The sequence below is a fragment of the Paenibacillus sp. 10L310 genome (genome assembly GCF_056395745.1).
In genome coordinates this window covers 679,443-702,443 of the sequence record NZ_JBFTKC010000002.1, presented here as the reverse complement: position 1 = coordinate 702,443, position 23,001 = coordinate 679,443, and the positions used below count along the sequence as shown (strand labels likewise).

At 46.9% G+C, this 23,001-nt stretch carries 21 protein-coding genes; 19 read left to right on the top strand and 2 right to left on the bottom strand.

Going from position 1 to position 23,001, the window contains the following annotated elements:
• The first annotated feature begins 47 nt into the window (after nucleotides 1-47).
• From AC1DE7_RS08495 to AC1DE7_RS08475, 5 genes are all read left to right on the top strand, one after another.
• Nucleotides 48-725, top strand: a complete 678-nt coding sequence (locus tag AC1DE7_RS08495; RefSeq protein ID WP_036608866.1) for an SOS response-associated peptidase — start codon at nucleotides 48-50, stop codon at nucleotides 723-725.
• A gap of 187 nt (nucleotides 726-912) precedes the next feature.
• Complete coding sequence (locus AC1DE7_RS08490; protein ID WP_282321722.1) at nucleotides 913-2,043, top strand: NADH-dependent flavin oxidoreductase; 1,131 nt, start codon at nucleotides 913-915, stop codon at nucleotides 2,041-2,043.
• Nucleotides 2,044-2,180: 137 nt separating this feature from the next.
• Complete coding sequence (locus tag AC1DE7_RS08485; RefSeq protein ID WP_282321721.1) at nucleotides 2,181-2,948, top strand: DeoR/GlpR family DNA-binding transcription regulator; 768 nt, start codon at nucleotides 2,181-2,183, stop codon at nucleotides 2,946-2,948.
• A gap of 20 nt (nucleotides 2,949-2,968) precedes the next feature.
• Nucleotides 2,969-3,427 (top strand): OsmC family protein, encoded by a 459-nt coding sequence (locus AC1DE7_RS08480; protein WP_036608858.1) that lies wholly within the window; start codon nucleotides 2,969-2,971, stop codon nucleotides 3,425-3,427.
• Between the two features lie 58 nt (nucleotides 3,428-3,485).
• Nucleotides 3,486-4,076, top strand: coding sequence for a DUF2062 domain-containing protein (locus tag AC1DE7_RS08475; RefSeq protein WP_477534140.1), 591 nt, complete (start codon nucleotides 3,486-3,488; stop codon nucleotides 4,074-4,076).
• On the opposite strand, the gene AC1DE7_RS08470 is transcribed toward AC1DE7_RS08475, so the two are convergent.
• On the bottom strand, nucleotides 4,054-4,983 hold the full coding sequence (locus tag AC1DE7_RS08470; protein WP_036670567.1) for an AEC family transporter: 930 nt from the start codon (nucleotides 4,981-4,983) through the stop codon (nucleotides 4,054-4,056). The genes AC1DE7_RS08475 and AC1DE7_RS08470 overlap by 23 nt on opposite strands.
• Nucleotides 4,984-5,197: 214 nt before the next feature.
• Between AC1DE7_RS08470 and AC1DE7_RS08465 the strand changes: the two genes are divergently transcribed.
• Entirely contained in the window at nucleotides 5,198-6,280 is a 1,083-nt protein-coding gene (locus tag AC1DE7_RS08465) for a lactonase family protein (protein WP_477534139.1), read from the top strand.
• Between the two features lie 254 nt (nucleotides 6,281-6,534).
• Nucleotides 6,535-6,729 (top strand): DUF6199 family natural product biosynthesis protein, encoded by a 195-nt coding sequence (locus tag AC1DE7_RS08460; protein ID WP_397330459.1) that lies wholly within the window; start codon nucleotides 6,535-6,537, stop codon nucleotides 6,727-6,729.
• Between the two features lie 252 nt (nucleotides 6,730-6,981).
• Here AC1DE7_RS08460 and AC1DE7_RS08455 read toward each other — a convergent pair whose 3' ends face one another.
• A complete protein-coding gene (locus tag AC1DE7_RS08455; RefSeq protein WP_211081431.1) occupies nucleotides 6,982-7,875 on the bottom strand; it encodes a hypothetical protein in 894 nt (297 codons plus the stop codon).
• Between the two features lie 376 nt (nucleotides 7,876-8,251).
• Between AC1DE7_RS08455 and hxlA the strand changes: the two genes are divergently transcribed.
• The 12 genes from hxlA to AC1DE7_RS08395 all read left to right on the top strand — a co-directional run bounded on the left by hxlA (nucleotide 8,252) and on the right by AC1DE7_RS08395 (nucleotide 22,802).
• On the top strand, nucleotides 8,252-8,884 hold the full coding sequence (gene hxlA / locus AC1DE7_RS08450; RefSeq protein WP_036670570.1) for a 3-hexulose-6-phosphate synthase: 633 nt from the start codon (nucleotides 8,252-8,254) through the stop codon (nucleotides 8,882-8,884).
• Nucleotides 8,885-8,888: 4 nt separating this feature from the next.
• Nucleotides 8,889-9,452 (top strand): 6-phospho-3-hexuloisomerase, encoded by a 564-nt coding sequence (hxlB, locus tag AC1DE7_RS08445; RefSeq protein ID WP_405159140.1) that lies wholly within the window; start codon nucleotides 8,889-8,891, stop codon nucleotides 9,450-9,452.
• Between the two features lie 267 nt (nucleotides 9,453-9,719).
• Nucleotides 9,720-10,079, top strand: coding sequence for a winged helix-turn-helix transcriptional regulator (locus AC1DE7_RS08440; protein ID WP_036608849.1), 360 nt, complete (start codon nucleotides 9,720-9,722; stop codon nucleotides 10,077-10,079).
• A 487-nt stretch (nucleotides 10,080-10,566) separates the two neighbouring features.
• The gene (gene pepF, locus AC1DE7_RS08435) at nucleotides 10,567-12,369 is read left to right on the top strand and encodes an oligoendopeptidase F (RefSeq protein WP_477534138.1); all 1,803 of its coding nucleotides are present in this window, start codon (nucleotides 10,567-10,569) and stop codon (nucleotides 12,367-12,369) included.
• A 111-nt stretch (nucleotides 12,370-12,480) separates the two neighbouring features.
• A complete protein-coding gene (locus AC1DE7_RS08430; protein ID WP_245838093.1) occupies nucleotides 12,481-12,996 on the top strand; it encodes a DUF2500 domain-containing protein in 516 nt (171 codons plus the stop codon).
• A gap of 235 nt (nucleotides 12,997-13,231) precedes the next feature.
• Nucleotides 13,232-14,725, top strand: coding sequence for a rhamnulokinase (locus tag AC1DE7_RS08425; protein ID WP_477534137.1), 1,494 nt, complete (start codon nucleotides 13,232-13,234; stop codon nucleotides 14,723-14,725).
• Between the two features lies 1 nt (nucleotide 14,726).
• Nucleotides 14,727-15,488: a DeoR/GlpR family DNA-binding transcription regulator gene (locus AC1DE7_RS08420; protein WP_340032755.1), complete on the top strand. Its 762-nt coding sequence runs from the start codon at nucleotides 14,727-14,729 to the stop codon at nucleotides 15,486-15,488.
• Between the two features lie 113 nt (nucleotides 15,489-15,601).
• The gene (locus tag AC1DE7_RS08415; protein ID WP_017688927.1) at nucleotides 15,602-16,330 is read left to right on the top strand and encodes a (Fe-S)-binding protein; all 729 of its coding nucleotides are present in this window, start codon (nucleotides 15,602-15,604) and stop codon (nucleotides 16,328-16,330) included.
• Nucleotides 16,327-17,844 (top strand): LutB/LldF family L-lactate oxidation iron-sulfur protein, encoded by a 1,518-nt coding sequence (locus AC1DE7_RS08410; protein ID WP_101313898.1) that lies wholly within the window; start codon nucleotides 16,327-16,329, stop codon nucleotides 17,842-17,844. The genes AC1DE7_RS08415 and AC1DE7_RS08410 overlap by 4 nt, the downstream gene beginning before the upstream one ends.
• A complete protein-coding gene (locus AC1DE7_RS08405; protein ID WP_101313899.1) occupies nucleotides 17,834-18,559 on the top strand; it encodes a LutC/YkgG family protein in 726 nt (241 codons plus the stop codon). The genes AC1DE7_RS08410 and AC1DE7_RS08405 overlap by 11 nt, the downstream gene beginning before the upstream one ends.
• Nucleotides 18,560-18,774: 215 nt before the next feature.
• Nucleotides 18,775-19,329 (top strand): glutathione peroxidase, encoded by a 555-nt coding sequence (locus tag AC1DE7_RS08400; RefSeq protein ID WP_101313900.1) that lies wholly within the window; start codon nucleotides 18,775-18,777, stop codon nucleotides 19,327-19,329.
• A 299-nt stretch (nucleotides 19,330-19,628) separates the two neighbouring features.
• Nucleotides 19,629-22,802: a bifunctional cytochrome P450/NADPH--P450 reductase gene (locus AC1DE7_RS08395; protein WP_477534136.1), complete on the top strand. Its 3,174-nt coding sequence runs from the start codon at nucleotides 19,629-19,631 to the stop codon at nucleotides 22,800-22,802.
• Nucleotides 22,803-23,001 lie beyond the last annotated feature (199 nt).

Below are 23,001 nucleotides of genomic sequence, written 5' to 3'. Positions count from 1 at the left end.
TACAAACAATACGTTCAACTTCTCATAGGGAAAGGTAGTGCTTGAACATGTGCAACCGTTTTTCATTGGCAGCCGATTTGGACGATGTTAGAGATCATTTCAAGATTCAGCGAGTGATGTATTATTACAAAAACCGATACAATATCAGCCCAACCCAGCATACGCCGATTATTTTGCATCAGGATGGTGAGCGTGTACTCGATGAGTTCCGGTGGGGGTTCATTCCATTCTGGGGGCGTGATGCCGTTAACGCAAATCTTATGACAGTACATGAGAATCCTTCCTATTACAAACTGGTAGAGACCAAACGCTGCGTCATTCCTTGCAACGGATTATATTACTGGCGGCAAGAGGGCAAAAAAAGTTATGCGGTTCGTGTTGTTATGCCGGATCGTGGCTTGTTCGGTATTGCTGGGTTATATGAGGTGTGGAGAGATACACGGAAAGAGCCGCTTCGGACCTGCACGATGCTTATGACAGGCGCAAATATGGTTACACGCGAGTTTGGCAGTAAAATGCCAGCGATCCTTTCCGAAGAAGAGATCAACACCTGGCTTGACCCGGCAAATACAAGGGTGACTCAGTTATTACCGCTATTGAAATCGTATAACAGTACAGAGATGAATCTGTATCCAGTAACCCCAATGGTCGCCAACGATGAACACGATTGTTACGAATGCGTAGAAGAGATGGATCAGAAGCTGGCTTACGTTCGGAGTTTCTGAGTATCTTTTGGATGATGTGAAGAAAATGAAGAGGGCTGAGAGTCTGGAGACACTCTGCTCTTTTTTTCCTTTCTGAAAATGAAAAGTTGCAATTGCAGTGAAACGTAACTATAATCATTACAGTAAGTGAACGCATATATTCATATATCTATTAAAAGAGATATTTATAATCAGGAGGGAACCACGAATGAATCCAAAGTTTAACCAGATGTTTGAACAAGTTTCACTACCGACTGGCATTACACTGAAAAACCGTATCGTGCTCGCTCCCATGACTCATATGTCCTCGAATGCAGATGGTACAATATCCGACGCTGAACTTGCTTATTATGCACGTCGCACCGGTGGTGCGGGCATGTCAATTACGGCTGTAGGGCATGTAACAGAGACAGGCATTGGTTTCCCGGCTCAATTTGGCGTATATGACGACCGCTTCATTCCTGGTCTGAAAAAACTGGCTGATACCATGAAACAACAGGGCTCCGTAGCCGTATTGCAAATTTTCCATGCGGGCCGTCTGACGCCTGAACAAGCTGTACCTGCGGGTCAAGTGGTTGCTCCTAGTGCGGTTGCAAGTGAGCGTCCAGGATCTCCTGAACCAAGAGAATTGACGGATGCCGAGATTACTTCGATTATCAAAGACTTTGGTGAAGCGACACGTCGTGCCATCAAAGCCGGCTTTGATGGTGTTGAGATTCACGGTGCTAATGGTTACTTGATCCAACAATTCTTCTCCCCGCATTCCAACCGACGTGAAGACCGTTGGGGTGGTAGTGTCGAGAAACGTCTGACATTCCCACTTGCTGTAGTGGATGAGATTCAGAAAGTGGTTGCCGAACATACCAAACTGCCGTTCATCATTGGTTACCGTTTCTCCCCGGAAGAACCGGAAACACCGGGACTCACAATGGAAGATACGTATGCACTGGTGGATGCGCTGAAAGATAAAAATCTGGATTACCTTCATGTCTCTGTGAACGAATTCTGGTCCAAGCCAAGACGTGGCGAAGCAGACACGCGTTCGAGAATGGAATTCATCCTGGATCGTGTGAATGGCAAATTGCCTGTAATCGGCGTAGGTTCAATTCATACTGCTGATCAGGCCGCTGAGGCGCTCCAAACGGGAGTACCTCTGCTAGCCATTGGACGTGAACTGATTATCGAACCGGATTGGGTCGAGAAAATCGAGAGCGGACGTGAAGAAGATATCGAGACGATTCTGACCAAATCCGATCAGGAACGTCTGGTTATCCCTGACGGATTGTGGAATGCAATCATCCACACACCGGGCTGGTTCCCTATGGCAGAAGATAAATAAGATACACTTCAGAACTGGAATGGAGGGGGCGAAAGCTCCCTCTTTTTGCACATGGTCCAAATTCTCCTTGTCATCGCTCTGTGGTATGATGGATAAACAGGATCAACTGGATAATCAACGGTTTGGAGTGAAGGAATATGCTCGTAGCTGAACGGTATGAGAAAATAGTGGAATGGGTGGATACGCAAGGTAGCATGCGTGTGACCGAACTTAGTGAGCGCTGCGGGGTGACGGAAGAGACGATTCGTCGTGATCTGGACAAGCTCGAACAGGCGGGCAGGCTCAGACGGTCCCATGGCGGGGCGGTCAGCGTAAAATACAAGGATGAGTTACAGTCGGAGATTCCATATCCGGAACGGGCTGTAGCCTATGCAGAAGAGAAACGCAGAATTGCAAGCGAAGCGGTGAAAATGGTGGAATCCGGCGACCGGATCGCCCTGGATGCAAGTACAACGGCGTGGTATATGGCGGCAGGATTGCCGAACATTCCACTGACGGTATTAACCAACTCGATTAAGGTCGCCGCAGAGCTGAGTAACAAGGAGCAGATTCGTGTGATTGCCACAGGTGGGCAATTGGCTTCGAAGTCACTGTCTTTTGTAGGACCGCTGGCGGAACGTTCGCTTGATGCCTATCATGTGGATAAAGTATTCCTGTCTTGCAAAGGAGTGCATCTGACCAAAGGCATCAGTGAATCCAATGAATTACAGGCCTTGGTGAAGCAGAAAATGATCCATATTGCGGATGAGGTCATTCTACTTGCAGATTCCAGCAAATTTAACATACAGGCGTTTACCAGAGTTGCTGAGATGAACAGTGTGGGCAAAGTGATTACAGATCAGGGTGTAGATGAAGAGCACGTTAGCGCATTGATTGAGCAGAATATTACGTGTATACGTGTGTAAACAAGAAAGGAATGAATGTCATGAAACATCCTTTTCATCTGAAAGCGGTATGGAATGGTGGGCGTAACAGTGAGGGAACAATCGATGCAGGTGGATTAAAAACGGTCATATCGATTCCGCAGGAGATGGGCGGACCCGGTACGGGAACTAACCCGGACGAGATGCTGCTGGGTGCAGCCTCCACCTGTTACCTGATCACGCTGGCAGCGATGCTGGAGCGTTCGGATATTACGCCGGATGAATTAACGCTTGAATCGGAAGCAACGGTAGATGTTACGAATAACGTATTTACGTACGAACGGATCGTACATAGACCTCGGATTGTGCTCAGCGCAGATGCCTCTGAGGCGGATCTGACAAAGGCTGAGCGCTTGGCGCATAAGGCTGAATCCTCCTGTATGATCTCCCGAGCGGTGGCAGGTAATGTCCAGATGGAGACACAGCCAGTCATTGTTATCACTGGAGCTAACGCGGTGTGATATACTGAAGAATAGACGATTCAAGTTGTCATTTGTGTAAAATAAGGAGTAATTCGGTATGAACACACAGAAGCGCAAGACTAACCTCTGGGTACGTTTAACACGTGCTATGAAGCTGAATTTCCTCAAATTGTTACGTGCTCCCGGAGGTGCTCATAAAGTATCTACCGGATTTGCCATAGGGTTCGGACTGGAACTGATCGTGATCTCGACGGCTTCTCTGATATATCTCGTATTTTATCCGATTGTGCGACTGTCTGGGGGTTCGGTGCCAGCAGCCATTGTTGGTAATGTGATCGGGAAACTTACGTTTTTACCTATTATCCTGATGCCGCTCGCGAAACAAATTGGCTCATGGATATTGCCTGCGCACAGCATGGGACAGGGACCGGTACATGAGAGTGCATTCATGGAGCTGTTTCGCGGGAACTGGTCGGCCGTGAGTGAATTGTTGCTTGGTGGACTGGATATTCTGGCAGGCATGTCCGTGTTTGGTGTCATTCTGGGTGTGATTTCGTACTTTGTCGTAAAATTCTTCTACGTCAGAGCGCTCAACCGGCGTTATGAACGCCGGCTGGAGAAACGCCGCCAAGCGGATATCGCTTCGGTATCACCTCCGGTATTAATCAGGAAGCCATCACAATCATAATGGGTAGCATCAACATGGATGCAGCGGTGGTCCACAGAATGCAGCGGGATACAAACTGCGGAGAAGCATTGAACTGTTCAGCCAAAATAACGGCGTTCACTGCGGTCGGCATCGATGCGAGGATCAGTAGCACACTGAACAACGTACCTTCGACCTGAAGAGCGGTCAGTATCAGCCAGGACAGAATTGGCGCAGCTGCGAGACGGACCACAAGCCCGGTCCAGAAAGCTCGGCGTACATTGGGCAACCAAGGCACCGTTGCACCTTTTGGTCTGAGCATCTGTGCTCCCAGAATAGCGAGAACGACAGGAGAGTAACCCGCAGCCAGCATGGAGATCCCTCCATCCAGCGCTTCAGGCAGGCTCAGATTGGATGCACGCAGCGCAATGGCGATGCCAGCAGCATAGATAGATGGCATGCGGAAAACGGAAAGGATCGCATCTTTCACCGTGAATTCGGATCTCGCGGCAAAAAAGATACCTACCGTATTAACAATGATCATCTGTCCAATGACGTAGACCGAAGCCTTGTCCAGTCCAAGCTGACCAAAGGCAAGCAGTACAAGCGGGAGCCCGTAATTCACGCAGTTCGTAAACGTGGAGACGAGGGTGAGACCCGCTTTTTCGCTTGCACCCAGACGGAACACCCGGCTCAACAGCTCGGCGAGGGCCCACAGAGCAATCAGATTAATAATAGAGAACCAGAACGTGCTGGTGACGTCCGTCCAGGTAATCTCTGCATGCAGCAATGTATTGAAGATGAGCGCAGGGCTCAAAATATAAAGGGAAAAGGTCGAGAGCGACCGGGTATCCCAATTTTTAAAGCGTTTTAACAGAATACCTCCGATCACGGGAAGTGATATCGGCAAGAACACATGGTATAAGGTGAGTAAAAATGAGTGAAGCAATGCAATTCAGTCCCTTCTGGATGAAAAACCTATCTTATCATAGCAGAAGATGCATCTCATATGAATGGATTTCAGTATGATGATGTGTAGTAATCGCCTTGCTTAACTAAGGATTTCCCTGATGGGCAGCGACAGCGGATTGCTATTTTGATATGGCAGATTTATTATAGAAGAGGTGCAACAAGATTACATACACATAGAGGAGGAAACTGTAATGAGTGAATCAAAACGCTTGCTCGTACTTGCTGGCTCTTACGCCGAAGCGGAAAATGAGGGCATTTATGCATATGAATTGAATGAGGATACAGGCAGCTTGTCCAAGCTTGACGGCATCGCGGGCGTGAAAAACCCAACGTTTGTCAACGTGGATGCTGAAGGAAACAAACTGTATGCGATTGGTGAAACAGCGTCAGCTGAAGGCAACAAAATGTCTGAAGCTGTAGCTCTGAGCATTGATCCTTCTACAGGAAAATTAACGTTGCTGAACCGGAATGACTCCATTTCAGCTCCACCATGTCATATCCAGCGTGATCCTTCCGGCAAATACTTGATCCTCTCCAGCTACCACGGTGGTCTGGTAGGTCTGCAAGCCTTGACGGATAACGGTGAAGTTGGAGCGCTTCTGGACGAGAAGAAACATGAAGGACAAGGTGCGCATCCTGAACGTCAGGACAAGCCACATGTTCACTCCGCATTTTTCAGCCCAGATGGTAAATACATGATGGTACAGGATCTGGGCGCAGATAACATCGCGATCTATTCTATTGATGCAGACAAAAATGAACTTGTGCTGCACAGTGAAACCAAAACACATCCGGGAGCAGGCCCACGTCACTTGGCGTTCCACCCGAATGGTCAGTTCGCATATGTCATCAATGAAGTGGATTCTTCCATTACTTCGTTCAAATATGATGCAGCAGCGGGCACGTTGACTGAATTGTCTACTGTATCCACACTGCCTGATGGATATGATGGCAAAGAGAATACAACAGCCGAAATCACGGTTTCCAATGATGGACGTTATGTATATGGTTCTAACCGTGGACATGACAGCATCGTTGTATTTGCAGTAGATGCAGACAAAGGTCACCTGACACTGGTTGAGCATGTATCTGCAGAAGGTGAGCACCCGCGTCACTTTGCGCTGACACCTAACGGCAAATTGCTGATCGCAGCTAACCGCGATACCAACAACCTCGTGACATTCGCGGTAGATCAGGAAAGCGGACGTCTGAAATACACTGGTCACAGCACAGGTGTATCCAAGCCGGTATGCGTGAAACCTGTATATCTGTAAGACTTACATCACACGGTAAAGCACGAATTTTGTAAGACCCTCCTGAATGGCAGAGTCTTTATAAAAGAGACCACTTTCTTTCTCTTTCAAGAGGATAAGTGGTCTCTTTTTAATCATGAGTTAGTTAAAGGAAGATCATGTTTGAATATTAATTGTATACAATTATTTACTTTATTATTCTAAAATGTATACGCTTACTATATAATGTGTGATAAGAACGTTTCGTGAATATATCTCTTGGGGGGTAACATTCAATGTGGATTTTTATTATTGTTTTTAACTTAATGGGACTCATTTCTGTTTTTAGTCCCCGAACTTCTTGGTTTTTATCCAACTGGTGGCGTTTTGAGGGTGACGCAGAACCGAGTAGCGTTTCTCTCCTATTTTACCGGATCGGTGGAGTTGTTTTCTTGATCGTGGGTATCTCATTACTTTTTAGAGAGATATGAAATAACTTTCTGGAACGATTCAGGCTGTCGAGAAAGTCCTTGACAGCTTTTTAATGTCTCTGTTGTCTGAAAATTGCGTGAATATTTACGTAACAGAGCATGGATTGCAATTCAAGGCTTAATATGAATACAGAGGATAGGTAACCGATCGTTTCCCCGATGTACATATACTTGAACACATAAAAAAACCCAAGGCAGTAATATGACTTGGGTATCACTGAACATTTTGTAGCCGTTTAATAGTCTTATACTTTATCGAATATTAGCTGTATCATAGATTGTCCACATCAGAGGAACGAGTTTTACAATAGCACTAACTGTAGTTTCTGCTGCGAATTTACCTTTAGTAGCATCAATAATCCATTCTCCTCCTACATTCTGTTGTCCAGCAGACGGCCAAGCCGGTGAGTGATATGCCTGATTACTGTTTAAGTAATCATACCATAATGATACGCCATCAGAAGGCCAGTTATAAGCGATACTGTATCTTAAATTAGTAAGTTTGAAAAATTGTTGAGTTTGATAACTAGAATATACCCAGCCTTCTGAGAAACCACCGCTGATTAAAAATGGAACACTTAGTCCACTTGCCAGTACATGCAAATCAGCAGCCATGGGGCGAACATCAGTTAGAGACAATTCTTGGTGAGGCAGGGAATTGATATTTTGTATAGATTTTTTTAGAGTTATGCTATGTTCAGATTGTACTTGATTTAGTGTTTGCTTCAGTGCAGTTTGATCCGCACTTTTAGAGATAACAAATCCAAAGGCATCCTCAATGGTTTGATTTATAGGAGAAACCTTGGTGTTTACTGCTACACCCGTAATATTACCATTGGATTCAAGTAGATTGAACGAAATACCGTCTTCACGTTCCTTTGTCGCATATTTATTTCCGTTTTCATCTTTGCCGAAGTTAACGGCCTCAATTTCAATAATCTTCCCATTAAGTTCAAAACTGACTTCTAGATTTCCTTCATCTTGGGAGAACTTAATGTTCTCTAAGCTTGCAAACTCATTCAAATCGGCCTTGTTATAAGCAATCCCCTCAAAAGCTTGTGGTTTAGATGCATCTGCAAAAACATTTGGCCCAATAGATAATAGAGCCGCCACCAAAAAACCGGAAACTAAGGACTTGAATTTCATAATGATTCCTCCTTCAAATTTGGTTGTTTTATTTAGAATAATTTTCCATATTCATATATAGTGAAACACATATGATATTTTTTGTCAAATAATTACAACCGTTTTTATTGGCTTAATTATAAAATGAGTAAATTCAAGAGGGGATAGATCTAGATTGCATATTCACCTAACAACGAATAATTATCAATAGTATCCCCCAAGTAACTACCCCACTTCAAAGTGCGTACTTCCTGAATGGATAGTCAGGGTCTACAATGAGTGAGTAGCCAAAACAAACACTGCATGCATCTGAACAGACCAATTGGTGCAGGCTAAATATCTGATTATTATTTTTACAGGAACGAATCATACTTGAACAACAAAGGAGAAATAAATGATGAAATTGCAATTGGCGCTTGACTTGGTAAATATCCCTGAAGGTATCGCATTGGTTAAAGAGGTTGAACAATATATTGATATCGTTGAGATTGGTACTCCAATCGTTATTAATGAAGGTTTGCACGCGGTAAAAGCGATGAAAGAAGCATTCCCTAATCTGCAAGTTCTTGCAGACCTTAAAATCATGGACGCTGGTGGTTATGAAATCATGAAAGCAGCTGAAGCTGGTGCGGATCTGATCACTGTGCTTGGGGCAACCAATGACAGTACGATCAAAGGTGCAGTAGCAGAAGCGAAGAAACAAAACAAACAAGTTCTTGTAGACATGATCAACGTGCCTAACCTGGAACAACGTGCTCGTGAAATTGATGCGCTTGGCGTAGATTACATCTGTGTACACACAGGTTATGACCTACAAGCTGAAGGACAAAGCCCGTTCGAAGATCTGCAAACGATCAAAGCTGCTGTGAAAAATGCTAAAACGGCTGTTGCTGGTGGAATCAAGCTGGAAACATTGCCAGAAGTAATCAAAGCACAACCGGATCTGGTTATTGTAGGCGGCGGTATCACAGGACAAGCAGACAAAGCGGCAGTTGCAGCTGAAATGCAACGTCTCGTTAAACAAGGGTAAGCAGATGAGCAAAACACAGTACGCAGCTGACATCTTGAAGGAGCTGGAACGTACGCTAAGCCAGATCGACGATGCTGAGATGCAAGCGATGGCTGAACACATTCTAGCTGCGGAACAGATTTTTGTAGCAGGAGCAGGCCGGTCAGGACTTATGGGAAAGGCTTTTGCCATGAGACTGATGCAGATGGGGCTTCGTGTATATGTGGTGGGCGAGACCGTAACACCTGGGATCAGCTCTAAGGATTTCCTCTTGCTGTGCTCTGGCTCAGGAGAGACAGGCAGTCTGGTAGCCATGGCTGAAAAGGCTAGTCAAGCTGGTGCGCCTGTAGGTCTCATTACGATTAAGCCAGAGTCCACGATTGGGAAATTGGCAACTACGGTAGTGCGCCTTCCGGCTTCAGCCAAAGAGGACACAGCAACTTCCGGAGCGGCACTAACCATTCAGCCGATGGGTTCGTTGTTCGAACAAGGACTGTTAATCGGCATGGATGCTCTCATTCTTACGATGATGGAAATGAAGGGTATGACCGGAGCGGATATGTTTGGCCGCCACGCGAACCTGGAATAGTGAATAGATGAAAGACCGGAATCCTTTGATCATGAAGGGTTCTGGTCTTTTCTGCGATACATAGTCATTCATCTGTATAGGTTTTATCCGTGATTTTCAGTTAAACTTTGCATCCCGACCAGGCTGTAGTAGAATTAATAGATAGCTGTATCGAATGAATGTACTTATTACATCATGCATGGAGCGGAAAACTTACCTCGTGTGAAGTGTCCCCGTGATATGTGTAATATACGCGATATAAGATTGAAGATGAGGGGGCTCGGAGCCATGGCGTCCGAAGTGAAGGAACGGATTAATCTGAAAGAAATCAACTGTGAGAAGGAATTGACCCTTGCGGTGATCGGTGGCAAGTGGAAACTGATTATTTTGTGGCACTTGGGCCTGGAAGGCACCAAACGTTTCAGTGAGCTGAAACGCCTAATCCCTCATATTACCCAGAAGATGCTGACCAACCAGTTACGTGAGCTGGAGGAAGACAAGTTGATTGAGCGTAAAGTGTATGCAGAAGTACCTCCTCGGGTGGAGTATACGTTGACCGATCACGGTCAAAGCCTGATGCCCGTCCTGCACGCGATGTATAATTGGGGTAAAAACTATGGTGAAAATGTAATTTGGAAAGAAAGCTAAATAAGTAAGTTCTAAGAAGCTAAATAAGTAAGTTCTATAATGAACCGCCGGGTAAATGGATTCTTCCATTACCCGGCGGTTTTTTTAGTTACTTTCAGACCATGGTCACATGAGCAAAAGTTTATACGAAACGTAGAGGACAGAAATAGTTTGAAGAAGCGTAGCTAAAAGCTTTCTGAAAGAAAGCTACATCGCAAGCATATACTGGCCTTTATCCTAAATACCCCTTTTATATAGATGGAACTAAACATTCACACGAGAACGTAGAGGACAGAAAGAACCTGAAGAAGCGGAGCGTTCGCCTTTATCCCCGGATTTTCACCTTTGAAAAAGGGGAATCAAAAAATCTGGGGATAACAGCGATCGGAAGGTTGTTCTGTCATCGAAGTGGTAAGTGTGAATAATCTTTAGTCCAATCTATACTCCCTTGAACTGGAATATGATACGATGAGAGATATTGGAAATGCAAGGAGGATGACAACTAAAGATGGAAAAAATACGTACACGTGCTGAAGTAAACCCAGAAACGACTTGGGATCTGAAAGACTTGTTTGTAACCGATGTAGAGTGGGAGCAGGAGCTTCGATCACTTCCTCTGGCTGCTGCCCAGATCGAAACGTTCAAAGGACGTCTGGGCGAAGGGGCTGAACAATTACTGGCTTGTCTGGATGCGCGTGAAGCTTTGCAGGAGCGGATCAGCAAGACGGCTTCTTATGCCCGCTTGAAGCAGTCAGAGGACAGCACGAATCCGGTGAATATTGAGAATTCAGCCAAGTCAGGAGATATCCTATCAAATCTGTCGTCGTCCTTGTCTTTTGTCAATTCGGAGATCGTTGATCTGCCGGAGGGAACAGTTGAGCGTTATCTTGAAGAGCTTCCGGAATTGGAGCCGTATGCGCGCAGTTTGGAGCGTTTGATTCGAGAAAAAGCACATCGGCTTACGCCTGAGACCGAGAAGGTACTCGCTTCATTAGGAGAGGTACTGGATTCGCCATACCGTATCTATCTGCGCGGTAAACTGGCAGACATGACGTTTGACGATGCTCTTGATGGAGAGGACAATAATCGTCCACTGTCCTGGTCATTCTATGAAAATAATTATGAGATGTCGTCTGATACAAAGCTGCGCCGTTCTGCTTATGTTGCATTCAGCTCGACATTAAATGATTACAAAAATACGTTCGCAGAAGGTTATGCAACCGAAGTGAAGAAACAGGTTGTATTATCCAGGCTGCGTGGTTACGACGATGTTACAGATATGCTTCTCAGCCCACAGCAAGTGAGCAAAGAGATGTACAATAATATTCTGGATATTATCCAGCAGGAACTCGCACCTCATATGCGCAGACTGGCGGCTCTCAAGAAACGTGAGCTGGGTCTGGACAAACTGATGTTTTGTGATCTGAAGGCGCCGCTTGATCCTGAATTTAGCCCTGCCATTACATATGATGAGGCGTGCATACTCATTCGAGAAGCACTTGATGTGCTTGGGCCGGAGTACGGCGAGATCGTAGAGCGCGCATTCCGTGATCGCTGGGTGGATTACGCAGATAACGCAGGCAAATCCACAGGGGCATTTTGCTCCTCTATATATGGTTCACACTCTTATATCTTAATTTCATGGGCGAACAATATGCGCGGAGCATTTACACTTGCCCATGAAGTGGGGCACGCAGGCCACTTCATGCTTGCGGGACGTTACCAACGGCTCACGAATACACGGCCATCTCTTTATTTCATTGAGACGCCGTCGACCATGAATGAAATGCTTCTGGCCGATCATCTATTGAAGCGTTCCGATAATCCGAGAATGCGTCGCTGGGTCATTTTGCAATTGTTGAACACGTATTACCATAACTTCGTTACACATCTGCTGGAAGGTGAATTACAGCGCAGGGTGTACGCACGCGCAACCAATGATGAGCCCATTACGGCGAAGACGTTAAGTCAACTCAAGGGAGACATCCTTTCCGAATTCTGGGGACCTGATCTGGTAATTGATGAAGGGGCCAAGCTCACGTGGATGAGACAGCCTCATTATTATATGGGACTATATCCGTATACCTATGCGGCAGGCTTGACGGCTTCCACAGCGGCTGCACAGCAGATTCGGGAAGAAGGACAGCCTGCGGTAGATCGCTGGCTTGATGCACTCAAAGCTGGTGGAAGTCTCACGCCACAGGAGTTAATGAAGCTTGCGGGTGTGGATATGTCCGGACCTGAGCCGATTCGCTCTGCGGTTGCTTATGTCGGCAGTCTGGTCGACGAACTTGAACGTCTGTATTCCTGATCTGGTTCATATAGTATATGGACAAGGCAGAACGGGTTGTCTGCATGCACCGCCTTCCTTGCGTGGGGGGCGGTGCATCTTATTTTTGCAAGGGGAAAGGAACGATGATGAATGGCGTTAACGAGCGTGTCCTCATCGATGGGCCGATTAAGCGTAGACGGCTTTGGTGTGTTTGACGACATGAATGGAGTACCAGGTTTTGAAGGCAATCAGGGTGGTTTTTTTTCGGGATTTAATGAGTTTGCTACAATGAATGCATTTGCTTCGATTTTCATTGGCGCCATATTTCTCATCATTGCGGGAGTCATTGTTTTTGTTATTATTTCAGGCATACGCTCAGGGATGTCAAATAACGCGGCAGCCTTGTTAACCCTGCACTCAACGGTGGTGGCTAAACGAACGGAAGTCTCAGGTGGAAGCGGCGATAGCAGTGCGACTACCCGGTATTATGTTACATTTGAATTCGACAATGGGGAGCGCACTGAACTGATTGTTGGCGGAAACCATTATGGCATGATGGTGGAAAATGATCGAGGGATGCTGACGTATCAGGGGACACGTTTCAAGCATTTTGAGAGAGATGTACAACCCCAGTCGGGGGTAAGCAAAGGTCAATTTTATACGTGAAAAAAGAAATGCGGCTCCTCCCAGGTGGGAGAGAGTCGTTTTTGGTATACCCAAAAGAAAGAAAAACCGAAGGGTATTCAAACGCTTACATTGGTGATATACTCGTAAAATAAAGTAAAACAGTATTAAACAAAAACAAACAAACAATAAATACAGAATAAAGTACAGAGTTACGGTCTGAATTAAGGGATACCGTTTGGAAAATAGGATGGGTTCGAAAGGTTGGTGAAGCGCGGTGAGTGTGCTGGCTTATGATTTGGGCGCTGGGAGCGGGAGAGCGCTACTGGGACATCTGAATGATCGAGGGATCGAAACAAGCGAAATTCATCGGTTCAAGAATGAACCAGTGAAGATTGGCGAGCGGATGCACTGGGATATTCTGCGATTGCATCATGAATTGTTGCAGGGGCTTACCCTTGTGAAACAGCAGGGAGAACAGCCGGAGAGCCTGGGGATCGATTCCTGGGGCGTTGATTTTGGTTTGCTTGGCAGTAATGGTGAGTTGCTTGGTAACCCGTATCATTACCGTGATACACAGTTTAACGGCATGATGGATCAGGTACGCCAAGAGCTGAGCTCTCAGCGAATCTTCGAACGTACAGGGATACAGTTTCTTAGCTTTAATACCCTGTATCAATTGGCAACGCTTCAACGCAGCGGTTCCCCGTTGCTTCATGAAGCAGAGCGTTTTCTCATGATTCCGGATTTGCTACGTTATTTCCTGACAGGGGAAGCGGTGAATGAGTTCACCAATGCAACCACAACACAATTATACAATCCATCAGCGGGGCAGTGGGATAGTGAGTTGCTGGCGCATATTCGTATTTCGGAGAAACTGTTTGGTAAAGCCGTGCTGCCAGGTACCCGTGTTGGACAATTGCGAAGCAGTATCTGTAACGATCTGGGATTGTCCCCGATTCCCGTGATCGCTGTTGCGGAGCATGATACGGGTTCAGCCGTTGTGGCTGTTCCTGCAACGGAACGTTCATTTGCTTATCTGAGCTGTGGAACCTGGTCCCTGATGGGTACGGAGATAGATCATCCTGCAATTAGTACCGAGAGTCTGGCCTTGAACTTCACGAATGAAGGCGGGGCGGGCGGAACATTCCGTCTGCTGAAGAACATTATGGGACTATGGATTTTGCAGGAAAGCATGCGGGAGTGGGAGCGCCAGGGGCAGGGAATTAGCTATGATGCGTTATTGGCGCAGGCGGAACAAGCACCTCCATTTGCCAGTTTGTTTGATCCGGATGATGAACTGTTCATGCCCGCAGGAGATATGACGACACGTATACGTCAGTATTGCCGTGATACAGGGCAAGTGGTACCAGAGGATCAGGGGGCTATTGCCCGGGCAATTCTGGAGAGTCTTGCATTGAAGTATAGAAGAGTTCTGGAATGGACGGAGCAATTGTCGGGTCAGGCGTTCAACGGATTGCATATGGTCGGTGGAGGCATCCAGAACCGCCTGTTATGTCAGTGGACTGCAAATTCCATTGGTAAGCCGGTATGGGCAGGTCCAGCAGAGGGAAGTGCCATCGGGAATATGGCTGTGCAATGGATGGCGAGCGGAGCTTTTAGAGATATCTGGGAAGCTCGTAAGGCCATTCGTGATTCATTTCCGGTAACTGTGTATGAGCCGCAGGACGGATCAATCTGGGAAGATGCTTACGGCAGATTTCTGCGTGTGACGGCTTCATCTAATTCACAAGCGGGGAGTGAGGTGTAACATGCTGGCAGCCGAGCGGTATGACCGGATTGTGGAGATGGTGAATGTAAAGGGCAGTATGCGTGTATCCGAGCTTAGTGAGCGCTGCCGGGTGACGGAGGAAACCATCCGGCGTGACCTGGATCGGCTGGAACACGCAGGACGACTACGCCGATCTCACGGTGGTGCAGTGAGTGTGAAGGAAGATCAACCGGAGATCCCTTACCGGATCAGGGAGACAACCCATGCGGAAGAGAAAAAGCGGATTGCACAAGCGGCTCTGACGATGATTAATCCGGGTGATCGCATTCTGTTGGATGCGAGCACAACGGCAGGTTATATGGCAGCGAACATGCCGGATTTTCCGCTGACGGTCTTAACCAACTCGATCCAAATCGCAACTGAACTCAGCAACCGTGACAAGGTTGAGGTCATCTCAACAGGGGGCCAGCTGGCATCGCGCTCGTTATCTTTTGTTGGGCCGCTGGCGGAGCGTTCTTTGGAAACGTATCACGTGGATAAAATGTTTATGTCGTGCAAAGGTGTACATCTCGAAGGTGGCGGAATCAGTGAATCCAATGAACTCCAGGCAAGGCTGAAGCAGAAGATGGTTGGCATATCAGATCAAGTCATCTTACTTGCAGATGCCAGTAAATTTGGTGTACGTGCTTTTGCCCGAGTATCCGGGTTAAATGCAGTCCATATGATCGTTACCGATCAGCCATTGGAGGCTGAACAGACAGAACATTTGAGCGGATACGATATTGGTATCATCACGGTTTAATCTTTCAGATTTTATCTATATAAAATGAACTAAACATTTACACGAAACGGAGTGTCCAGTGTAAATATTCATAGTAAATTTATCTACTAATCAGTTAATAGGAGCGTGTAATTATGAAGGTCTCCTTATTCATTACCTGCCTCAGCGATGCCATCTATCCCCGAGTGGGGGAGGCCATGGTCAGATTGCTCGCCGCTCATGGCGTTCGGCTGGATTTTCCGCCGGTGCAGACCTGCTGCGGTCAGCCTTCCTACAATAGCGGGTACTGGGATGAGACTCGGGTAGCGGCCAAAACGATTCTTGAAGCGTTTGACGACAGTGATTTTGTGGTATGTCCTTCGGGATCGTGTACGTATATGATTCATCATTATCCCGAGCTGTTCGCGGATGAACCAGTATGGTTGGAGAAGGCAAAACGATTGGAAGCCAAAGCTTATGAGTTTACTCAATTCCTCGTTCAGGTGCTCGGGATAACCGATCTGGGCGCACATTTTCCGCACAAAGTAACCTATCATCCATCCTGTCATGGCAGCCGTCTGCTTGGTGTGAAGGATGAGCCGATGGCGCTACTCTCTCAAGTAAAAGGTCTGGAATTGGTTCCGCTCCCATTTGCTGAGGATTGCTGCGGGTTCGGGGGCACGTTTGCCATCAAAATGTCCGATATTTCAGGAGCGATGGTGACGGAGAAGGTCGATCATGTCAAAGAGACACAAGCCGAAGTATTGGTGGGGCTGGACATGGCCTGTCTGATGAATATCGCAGGTAATCTGCGTTATCGGAATGAACCGGTGCGTGTAATGCATCTGGCGGAACTACTGTATGAGGGGGTGCGAACAGGATGAGCCAACCGGGAGTCATGGATACTACGGTCAAAGAACGTGCCGGACTGGCCTTGAATGATGATTTTCTGCGAAAAGCAGTCAAATTCACGACAGAACGTTTGCGTAACGGGAAGAAATCTGCCTCAGAAGAACATGGAAATTGGGATGAATGGCGGGAGCGTGGCCGTCAGATTCGTTTGCATACAATTGCGTATCTGGATTATTATCTGAATGAATTTGTGAACAACGCCCGTGCGAACGGGGTTCATATTCATTTTGCAGATACATCGGTGGAAGCAGCGGCAATTGCGCTGGATATTGCGGCGCATAAGCAAGCTTCTACGGTGGTGAAATCCAAATCGATGGTGTCGGAAGAAGTACATCTCAATCATGTGTTGGAGTCGGCGGGCATTGAAGCTATCGAGACCGACCTGGGTGAATACATCATTCAGCTGGCAGGCGAGGCGCCATCTCATATTGTCATTCCAGCCATCCATAAGAACCGCTATCAGATCGCAGAGTTGTTATCCAAGGAAGCGGGTGAAATTCTGGAGCCGGACACAACGGTACTTGCCGGATTTGTTCGCAAAAAGCTGCGCGAGAAATTCCTCGAAGCAGATATCGGCATGACCGGCTGCAATTTTGCAATTGCAGAGACGGGTTCCATGGTTTTGTTCGAAAATGAAGGCAATGCCCGTATGGTATCCACTGTTCCGAAAACGCAGATTACACTGATGGGCATGGAGCGGATCATCCCTTCGTGGACGGATCTGGAAGTCATGGCAACCTTGTTGCCACGCTCCGCAACAGGTCAGAAACTAACGATGTACATGTCAGGCATCACAGGTCCTCGCCGCACAGCGGATGCTGATGGGCCGGATGAAATGCATATTATTATCGTGGACAACGGTCGATCTTTACAGCTCGGTGATCCTGAATTCCAGGAGTTGCTGAATTGTATTCGCTGTGGTGCTTGTCTGAATGCTTGCCCAGTATATCGTCATATTGGAGGTCATGCCTACGGTGGGACGTACAGTGGTCCAATTGGCGCAGTACTGACACCTGCACTTAATGGCAACATTGATGAATGGAACGATATTGCGGGTGCTTCGAGTCTGTGCGGAGCCTGTTATGAAGCATGTCCAGTTAAAATTCCATTGCATGATATGCTCGTTTATTTACGCAGGCGTAAAGTGGAAGACGGCCATGGAAACAAAATGGAAAGCATGGGCATGAAGGGATTTGCCGCTGTTGTATCCAATTCCAAACGTTTCAGTGCGGCCATACGCCTGGGACAGATCGGGCAGAAGGCAGTTGTACGCAACAACGGCATTTCTCTCAAGTTGGGTCCTCTCAAAGGCTGGAACAAGTATCGGGTTGCCCCAAGTCTCGCCAAGAAATCCTTCCGGCAACAATGGAACAAGCTGGATCAGGAACTGAACCAAGAGCAACCGGCCATGGATTCTTCCGTTCGCAGTCGTATGGAGCAGATTATTCGTGAACGAGAAGAAGGGGAGGATAAGCATGGTCACTGAACATCAGCAATGGCTCGCACAATTGGAGAAGAAGTCCATGGAGAAACAGGAGCAGTTCATGAATGATATTGCTTCGAAATTGAGGAGACCAAGGCAACGCCATGCGCCGACCCAACCCTTTCGGGGAGCACCCGACTTTTGGACTGAACTGGAATGGGATGAAGAGAAGCGTATTCAAGCATTTACAGATAACTTTGTGAGTGTAGGCGCACACATTGCCCGGGTTCAGAACATGGAAGAAGTATCTCAATTTATTGCCAACAAGTCTCATGAACTGAGTGCCAGGTATATCATTCGTCAGAATGAACAGGCGTTACAGGATCTCGGATTGGAAGAGCAGCTTCCGGATGTACAGATCTCAGTCTGGAATAGTCAGGCTGATGAGAACTGGAAGGCTCGGGCAGCTGAGGCTGATATCGGTGTGGTTATGGCGGATTATGCAACAGCATACACAGGCTCGGTTACTGTACTTTCTTCACCGGAAAAAGGTCGTTCAGTCAGTCTCTTGCCTACGGTACTCATCATCATTATTCCAGTAGATCGACTGCACACCAGACTGGGTGAGACGCTGGATCGATTTGACGAAGCGGGGAGAGAGAATCTTCCAGCAGGCATCCACTTTATTTCCGGGCCAAGCCGCTCTTCCGATATTGAAAATGATTTAACCATTGGGGTACACGGACCAGGCATTGTATATGGTTTAATTATGGGTTAACGATGTGTTTAGCGTGATTTAACATCATGATTTTGATAACTGTCCGAGATGCAGTGTGTGACTGCTAAGGGCAGTTTTTTATTTCGTCTACTATAGTTAAAAGCTATTAAAATTATATTTATTATATATTTCACCTATTAATAATGGAGGTGTATAATCCATCTCAAGAGAGAGTTCATATGAGATACAAAAGAGAAAGAGGAGGATGAATACAGATGAGTATATTTTCTTACCAAGTTCCGTTTATGGATAGACACAAGGGTGATTTTTCTGCTTTTAAAGGGAAGGTGCTACTTATTGTGAATACAGCAAGTCGGTGCAGCTACTCCCGGCAATTCAGTGAACTTCAGCAGATGTATGAGAAATATGGTGATCAGGGGCTGGAGATTCTGGCGTTCCCGTGCAACCAGTTTAACGACAAAGAACCTGGTAGTAGCGCTGAGGTAGCTGAGTATTGCAGAAGTCAGTTTCAGATATCCTTTCCGATTTTGGAGAAGGTTGAGGTCGTTGGGCAATCGATGCATCCTGTGTTTCGTTATCTGACTACAGAAGCGCCATTTCAAGGTTATGATCTGGACACGAAGGAAGGAGAGTGGATGGACACCTTTGTGAAAGAGAAGCATCCAGAATTGTATCAAGGTGACGGCATCAAATGGAATTTCACCAAATTCCTGATTGACCGTAATGGGGACATCCATGGCCGTTATGAAACGACAGTTGCTCCATTAGAGATGGAGTCTGTTATTCAGGTTCTGTTAAAGAATTCATAATTATACCTTAATCCCTGTCCTGAGGTCCTATGACTTTGGGACTGTTGAAGATTAGAACTGGAAATGTTAGGGTAAAAGAAGATAACGAAGGGCTCCATTTTTTTTAATCAAAAATGACCAATATACCATTTTGGTCAGTTAGTTCTATTGTGGTTTTATCGTTATCTGGATGAAATATGAAAATGTGCAAAAAATAACTTGAATCTGTCGATCTGAAGAGTAAGTGTAATCGAGTCTGTAAATCAAGTCATTATTTTTTAGTTGTAGAACTCTTAACTTGGAAAGAAGGAGTGAGTGTCATGCCACCAATTTCAGTGCCTCAACCAAAAACATTTGGCCCACTGGGCAATTTGCCGCAATTGAACTTTGAAGAACCGGTGCAATCCCTGGTGAAACTGGCTGAAGAATACGGACCGATCTTTCGTATGGAGTACCCCGGACGAAGTGAATTGTATATTTCCGGTCACGAACTGGTCGCCGAGGTAACAGATGAATCCAAATTCGACAAACGGGTGTGGGCACCCCTTGCGAAGGTTCGTGCTTTTGCAGGAGATGGGCTATTTACGAGTTGGACCGAGGAGCCGAATTGGAAAAAAGCCCATAACGTACTGCTGCCAAGTTTCAGTCAACGTGCGATGCAGGGATATCACAACAAAATGATTGATCTGGCTGTGCAGCTGGTTCAGAAATGGTCACGATTGAACCCGGATGAGACGGTTAACGTTCCGGATGATATGACACGTCTTACGCTCGACACGATTGGCCTGTGTGGGTTCAACTATCGGTTTAACAGCTTCTATCGGGAAGAACCACATCCATTCATTACGAGTATGGTTCGTGCGTTGGATGAATCCATGAGTTCATTGCAACGACTGCGTCTGCAAGACAAGCTGATGATCACCAAAAAGAAACAGTTTGAACAGGATATCCGTTCCATGTTCTCTTTGGTGGATCACATTATTGCCGAGCGCAAAGAGAAACCGCAGGAAGGCGCAGATGATCTGTTGTCCCACATGCTCAGCGGCAAGGACCCGGAAACAGGAGAAACGCTGGATGATGAGAACATCCGTTATCAGATTATTACATTCCTGATTGCTGGACATGAGACCACAAGTGGACTGTTATCCTTCGCCGTTTATTATCTGATGAAGAATCCGGATACGCTGGCTAAAGCACAAGCTGAGGTGGATCAGATTCTGAAAGATCCGGTTCCCACGTACAACCAGGTTCGCAATCTGAAGTATGTTCGCATGGTTTTGAATGAAGCACTGCGGTTATGGCCTACGGCCCCGGCATTTTCCCTGTATGCAAAAGAGGACACGGTACTTGCGGGTCAATATCCTTTGCAAAAAGGAGACAGTGTCAGTGTACTTATTCCCAAGCTGCATCGTGACCGCGAAGCCTGGGGAGACGACGTAGAGGAATTCCGCCCGGAACGGTTCGAAGATCCGAGCAAAGTGCCGCATGATGCCTATAAACCTTTTGGTAACGGTCAACGGGCCTGTATTGGTCAGCAGTTTGCACTTCAGGAAGCAACGCTGGTACTGGGCATGGTGTTGAAGCATTTTGACTTCATAGATCATTCTGATTATCAGTTAAAAGTGAAAGAAACGCTGACGCTCAAACCGGATAACTTCACAATTCGTGTACGTGCGCGTGGCGGGCAGCCAGTCATGGCCGTTCCGGGTGTAGCGGTTGAAGAACCAAAGCCAGTTGCCAAAAGAACGGAGCCGGATGCAGCCAATGCCCACCACACACCGATGCTTGTTCTGTACGGTTCCAATCTGGGTACCGCTGAAGGCATTGCACGTGAAATTGCAGATACCGCCAGATATCAGGGTTTCCGGAGTGAGGTTGCTACGCTGGATGATCGTGTTGGCAAACTGCCAAAGGAGGGTGCCGTCATTATTGTCAGTGCATCCTATAATGGTCAGCCGCCAAGTAATGCCAAGATGTTTGTCGAGTGGATCGAACATGCAGCTGCGAATGAATTCAAGGGTGTGCGTTTCGCCGTTCTTGGATGCGGTGACCACAACTGGGCCAGCACCTATCAGCGTATTCCGCGTTTAATAGATGAACAGTTATCTTCCAGAGGAGCAGAGCGGTTATCACCGCTGGGTGAGTCCGATGCCAGTGGAGATTTCGAGAAACAGGTGGGGGATTGGACAGAGCAATTATGGCCAGATCTCGCACGAACGATGGGACTGAAACTGAACACAAGCTCCAATAGCGAACGCAGTTCCCTATCTGTACAGTTTGTCAGTGGGCTCGCCGTAACACCGCTTGCGGATACGTATGATGCCCATGTGGCAGAAGTACTTGAGAACAGAGAGCTTCACGACGCGGGCAGTGAACGAAGCACACGTCACCTGGAGATTAAATTGCCTGAAGGCATAACCTACAAGGAAGGGGATCATCTGGGCATTCTGCCACAGAATCCACCGGAACTTGTGGAACGTGTATTGCGTCGTTATGGATTCACCGGAACGGAGCATCTTGTTCTGGATGCATCCGGTCGGAGTGCCGCGCATCTGCCGCTGCAACAACCAGTGAACCTCTATGATCTGCTCAGTCATAGCGTTGAGCTTCAGGAGGCGGCAACTCGTGCGCAGTTGAGAGAAATGGCAGCATACACCGTATGTCCACCGCATAAGAAAGAACTTGAAGCGCTGCTTGATGAATCTGTGTATATGGATGAAGTGCGGAATAAACGGATCTCCATGCTGGATTATCTGGTGAAATATGAGGCATGTGAACTGCCGTTTGAGCGTTTCCTTGAATTATTGCCTTCACTAAAAGCCAGATATTATTCGATCTCCAGTTCACCGCGTGTTCAGCCCGATCAAGCGAGTATTACGGTCAGTGTTGTGCGCGCCCCAGCATGGAGTGGACAGGGAGAATACAAAGGCATTGCGTCCAACTATCTGGCAAACCTGAAACCGGGTGACGAGATCGTCATGTTTACGCGGACACCGGAATCCGGCTTCCAACTGCCGGAGGATGCACAGGTTCCCGTTATCATGGTAGGTCCGGGTACAGGTGTTGCTCCATTCCGAGGTTTCTTGCAGGCAAGGCACGTATTGAAGGAACAAGGTCGTGAGGTTGGCGAAGCCCACCTGTACTTTGGATGCCGGAATCCCGAGCATGATTATCTGTACAAAAATGAATTGGAAGCAGCCCAGCAAGAAGGGCTTGTGAAGCTTCATACGGCCTTCTCCCGTGTAGACGGGGAGGAGAAATGTTATGTACAGCATCTGATGAGAGACGATGCCCGTCATCTGATTCCTTTGTTTGAAGAGGGAGCGCATCTGTATATCTGCGGTGATGGCAGCAAGATGGCACCTGATGTGGAAGCCACACTCCAGCAGGCATACGCTGATATACATGGCAAATCCGCGAAGCAAGCAGAAGATTGGCTTAATCAGCTTCAGCAGGAAGGTCGTTATGCCAAGGATGTATGGACAGGCATCTGATGTACACATGTGAAGGGTAAGCTTGATCCGTAACTGGCTGAGCGGTGAGATACAGAAGCAGTTCTGTTCTCACCGCTTTTTGACATAAAATGATTCTTCAGCAGATAAGTGGTTGCATGGGTTATAATTATATATTGGAAGGGAGCACCCGTATGCAGACATTTGGGAACCATTGTATGGCTTGCGAAAAGAACCAGCT

Coding starts and splice junctions, on each gene's coding strand:
- AC1DE7_RS08495 (WP_036608866.1), top strand. CDS start 48: ATGTGCAACCGTTTTTCATTGGCAGCCGATTTGGACGATGTTAGAGAT.
- AC1DE7_RS08490 (WP_282321722.1), top strand. CDS start 913: ATGAATCCAAAGTTTAACCAGATGTTTGAACAAGTTTCACTACCGACT.
- AC1DE7_RS08485 (WP_282321721.1), top strand. CDS start 2,181: ATGCTCGTAGCTGAACGGTATGAGAAAATAGTGGAATGGGTGGATACG.
- AC1DE7_RS08480 (WP_036608858.1), top strand. CDS start 2,969: ATGAAACATCCTTTTCATCTGAAAGCGGTATGGAATGGTGGGCGTAAC.
- AC1DE7_RS08475 (WP_477534140.1), top strand. CDS start 3,486: ATGAACACACAGAAGCGCAAGACTAACCTCTGGGTACGTTTAACACGT.
- AC1DE7_RS08465 (WP_477534139.1), top strand. CDS start 5,198: ATGAGTGAATCAAAACGCTTGCTCGTACTTGCTGGCTCTTACGCCGAA.
- AC1DE7_RS08460 (WP_397330459.1), top strand. CDS start 6,535: ATGTGGATTTTTATTATTGTTTTTAACTTAATGGGACTCATTTCTGTT.
- AC1DE7_RS08455 (WP_211081431.1), bottom strand. CDS start 7,875: ATGAAATTCAAGTCCTTAGTTTCCGGTTTTTTGGTGGCGGCTCTATTA.
- hxlA (WP_036670570.1), top strand. CDS start 8,252: ATGAAATTGCAATTGGCGCTTGACTTGGTAAATATCCCTGAAGGTATC.
- hxlB (WP_405159140.1), top strand. CDS start 8,889: ATGAGCAAAACACAGTACGCAGCTGACATCTTGAAGGAGCTGGAACGT.
- AC1DE7_RS08440 (WP_036608849.1), top strand. CDS start 9,720: ATGGCGTCCGAAGTGAAGGAACGGATTAATCTGAAAGAAATCAACTGT.
- pepF (WP_477534138.1), top strand. CDS start 10,567: ATGGAAAAAATACGTACACGTGCTGAAGTAAACCCAGAAACGACTTGG.
- AC1DE7_RS08430 (WP_245838093.1), top strand. CDS start 12,481: ATGGCGTTAACGAGCGTGTCCTCATCGATGGGCCGATTAAGCGTAGAC.
- AC1DE7_RS08420 (WP_340032755.1), top strand. CDS start 14,727: ATGCTGGCAGCCGAGCGGTATGACCGGATTGTGGAGATGGTGAATGTA.
- AC1DE7_RS08415 (WP_017688927.1), top strand. CDS start 15,602: ATGAAGGTCTCCTTATTCATTACCTGCCTCAGCGATGCCATCTATCCC.
- AC1DE7_RS08410 (WP_101313898.1), top strand. CDS start 16,327: ATGAGCCAACCGGGAGTCATGGATACTACGGTCAAAGAACGTGCCGGA.
- AC1DE7_RS08405 (WP_101313899.1), top strand. CDS start 17,834: ATGGTCACTGAACATCAGCAATGGCTCGCACAATTGGAGAAGAAGTCC.
- AC1DE7_RS08400 (WP_101313900.1), top strand. CDS start 18,775: ATGAGTATATTTTCTTACCAAGTTCCGTTTATGGATAGACACAAGGGT.
- AC1DE7_RS08395 (WP_477534136.1), top strand. CDS start 19,629: ATGCCACCAATTTCAGTGCCTCAACCAAAAACATTTGGCCCACTGGGC.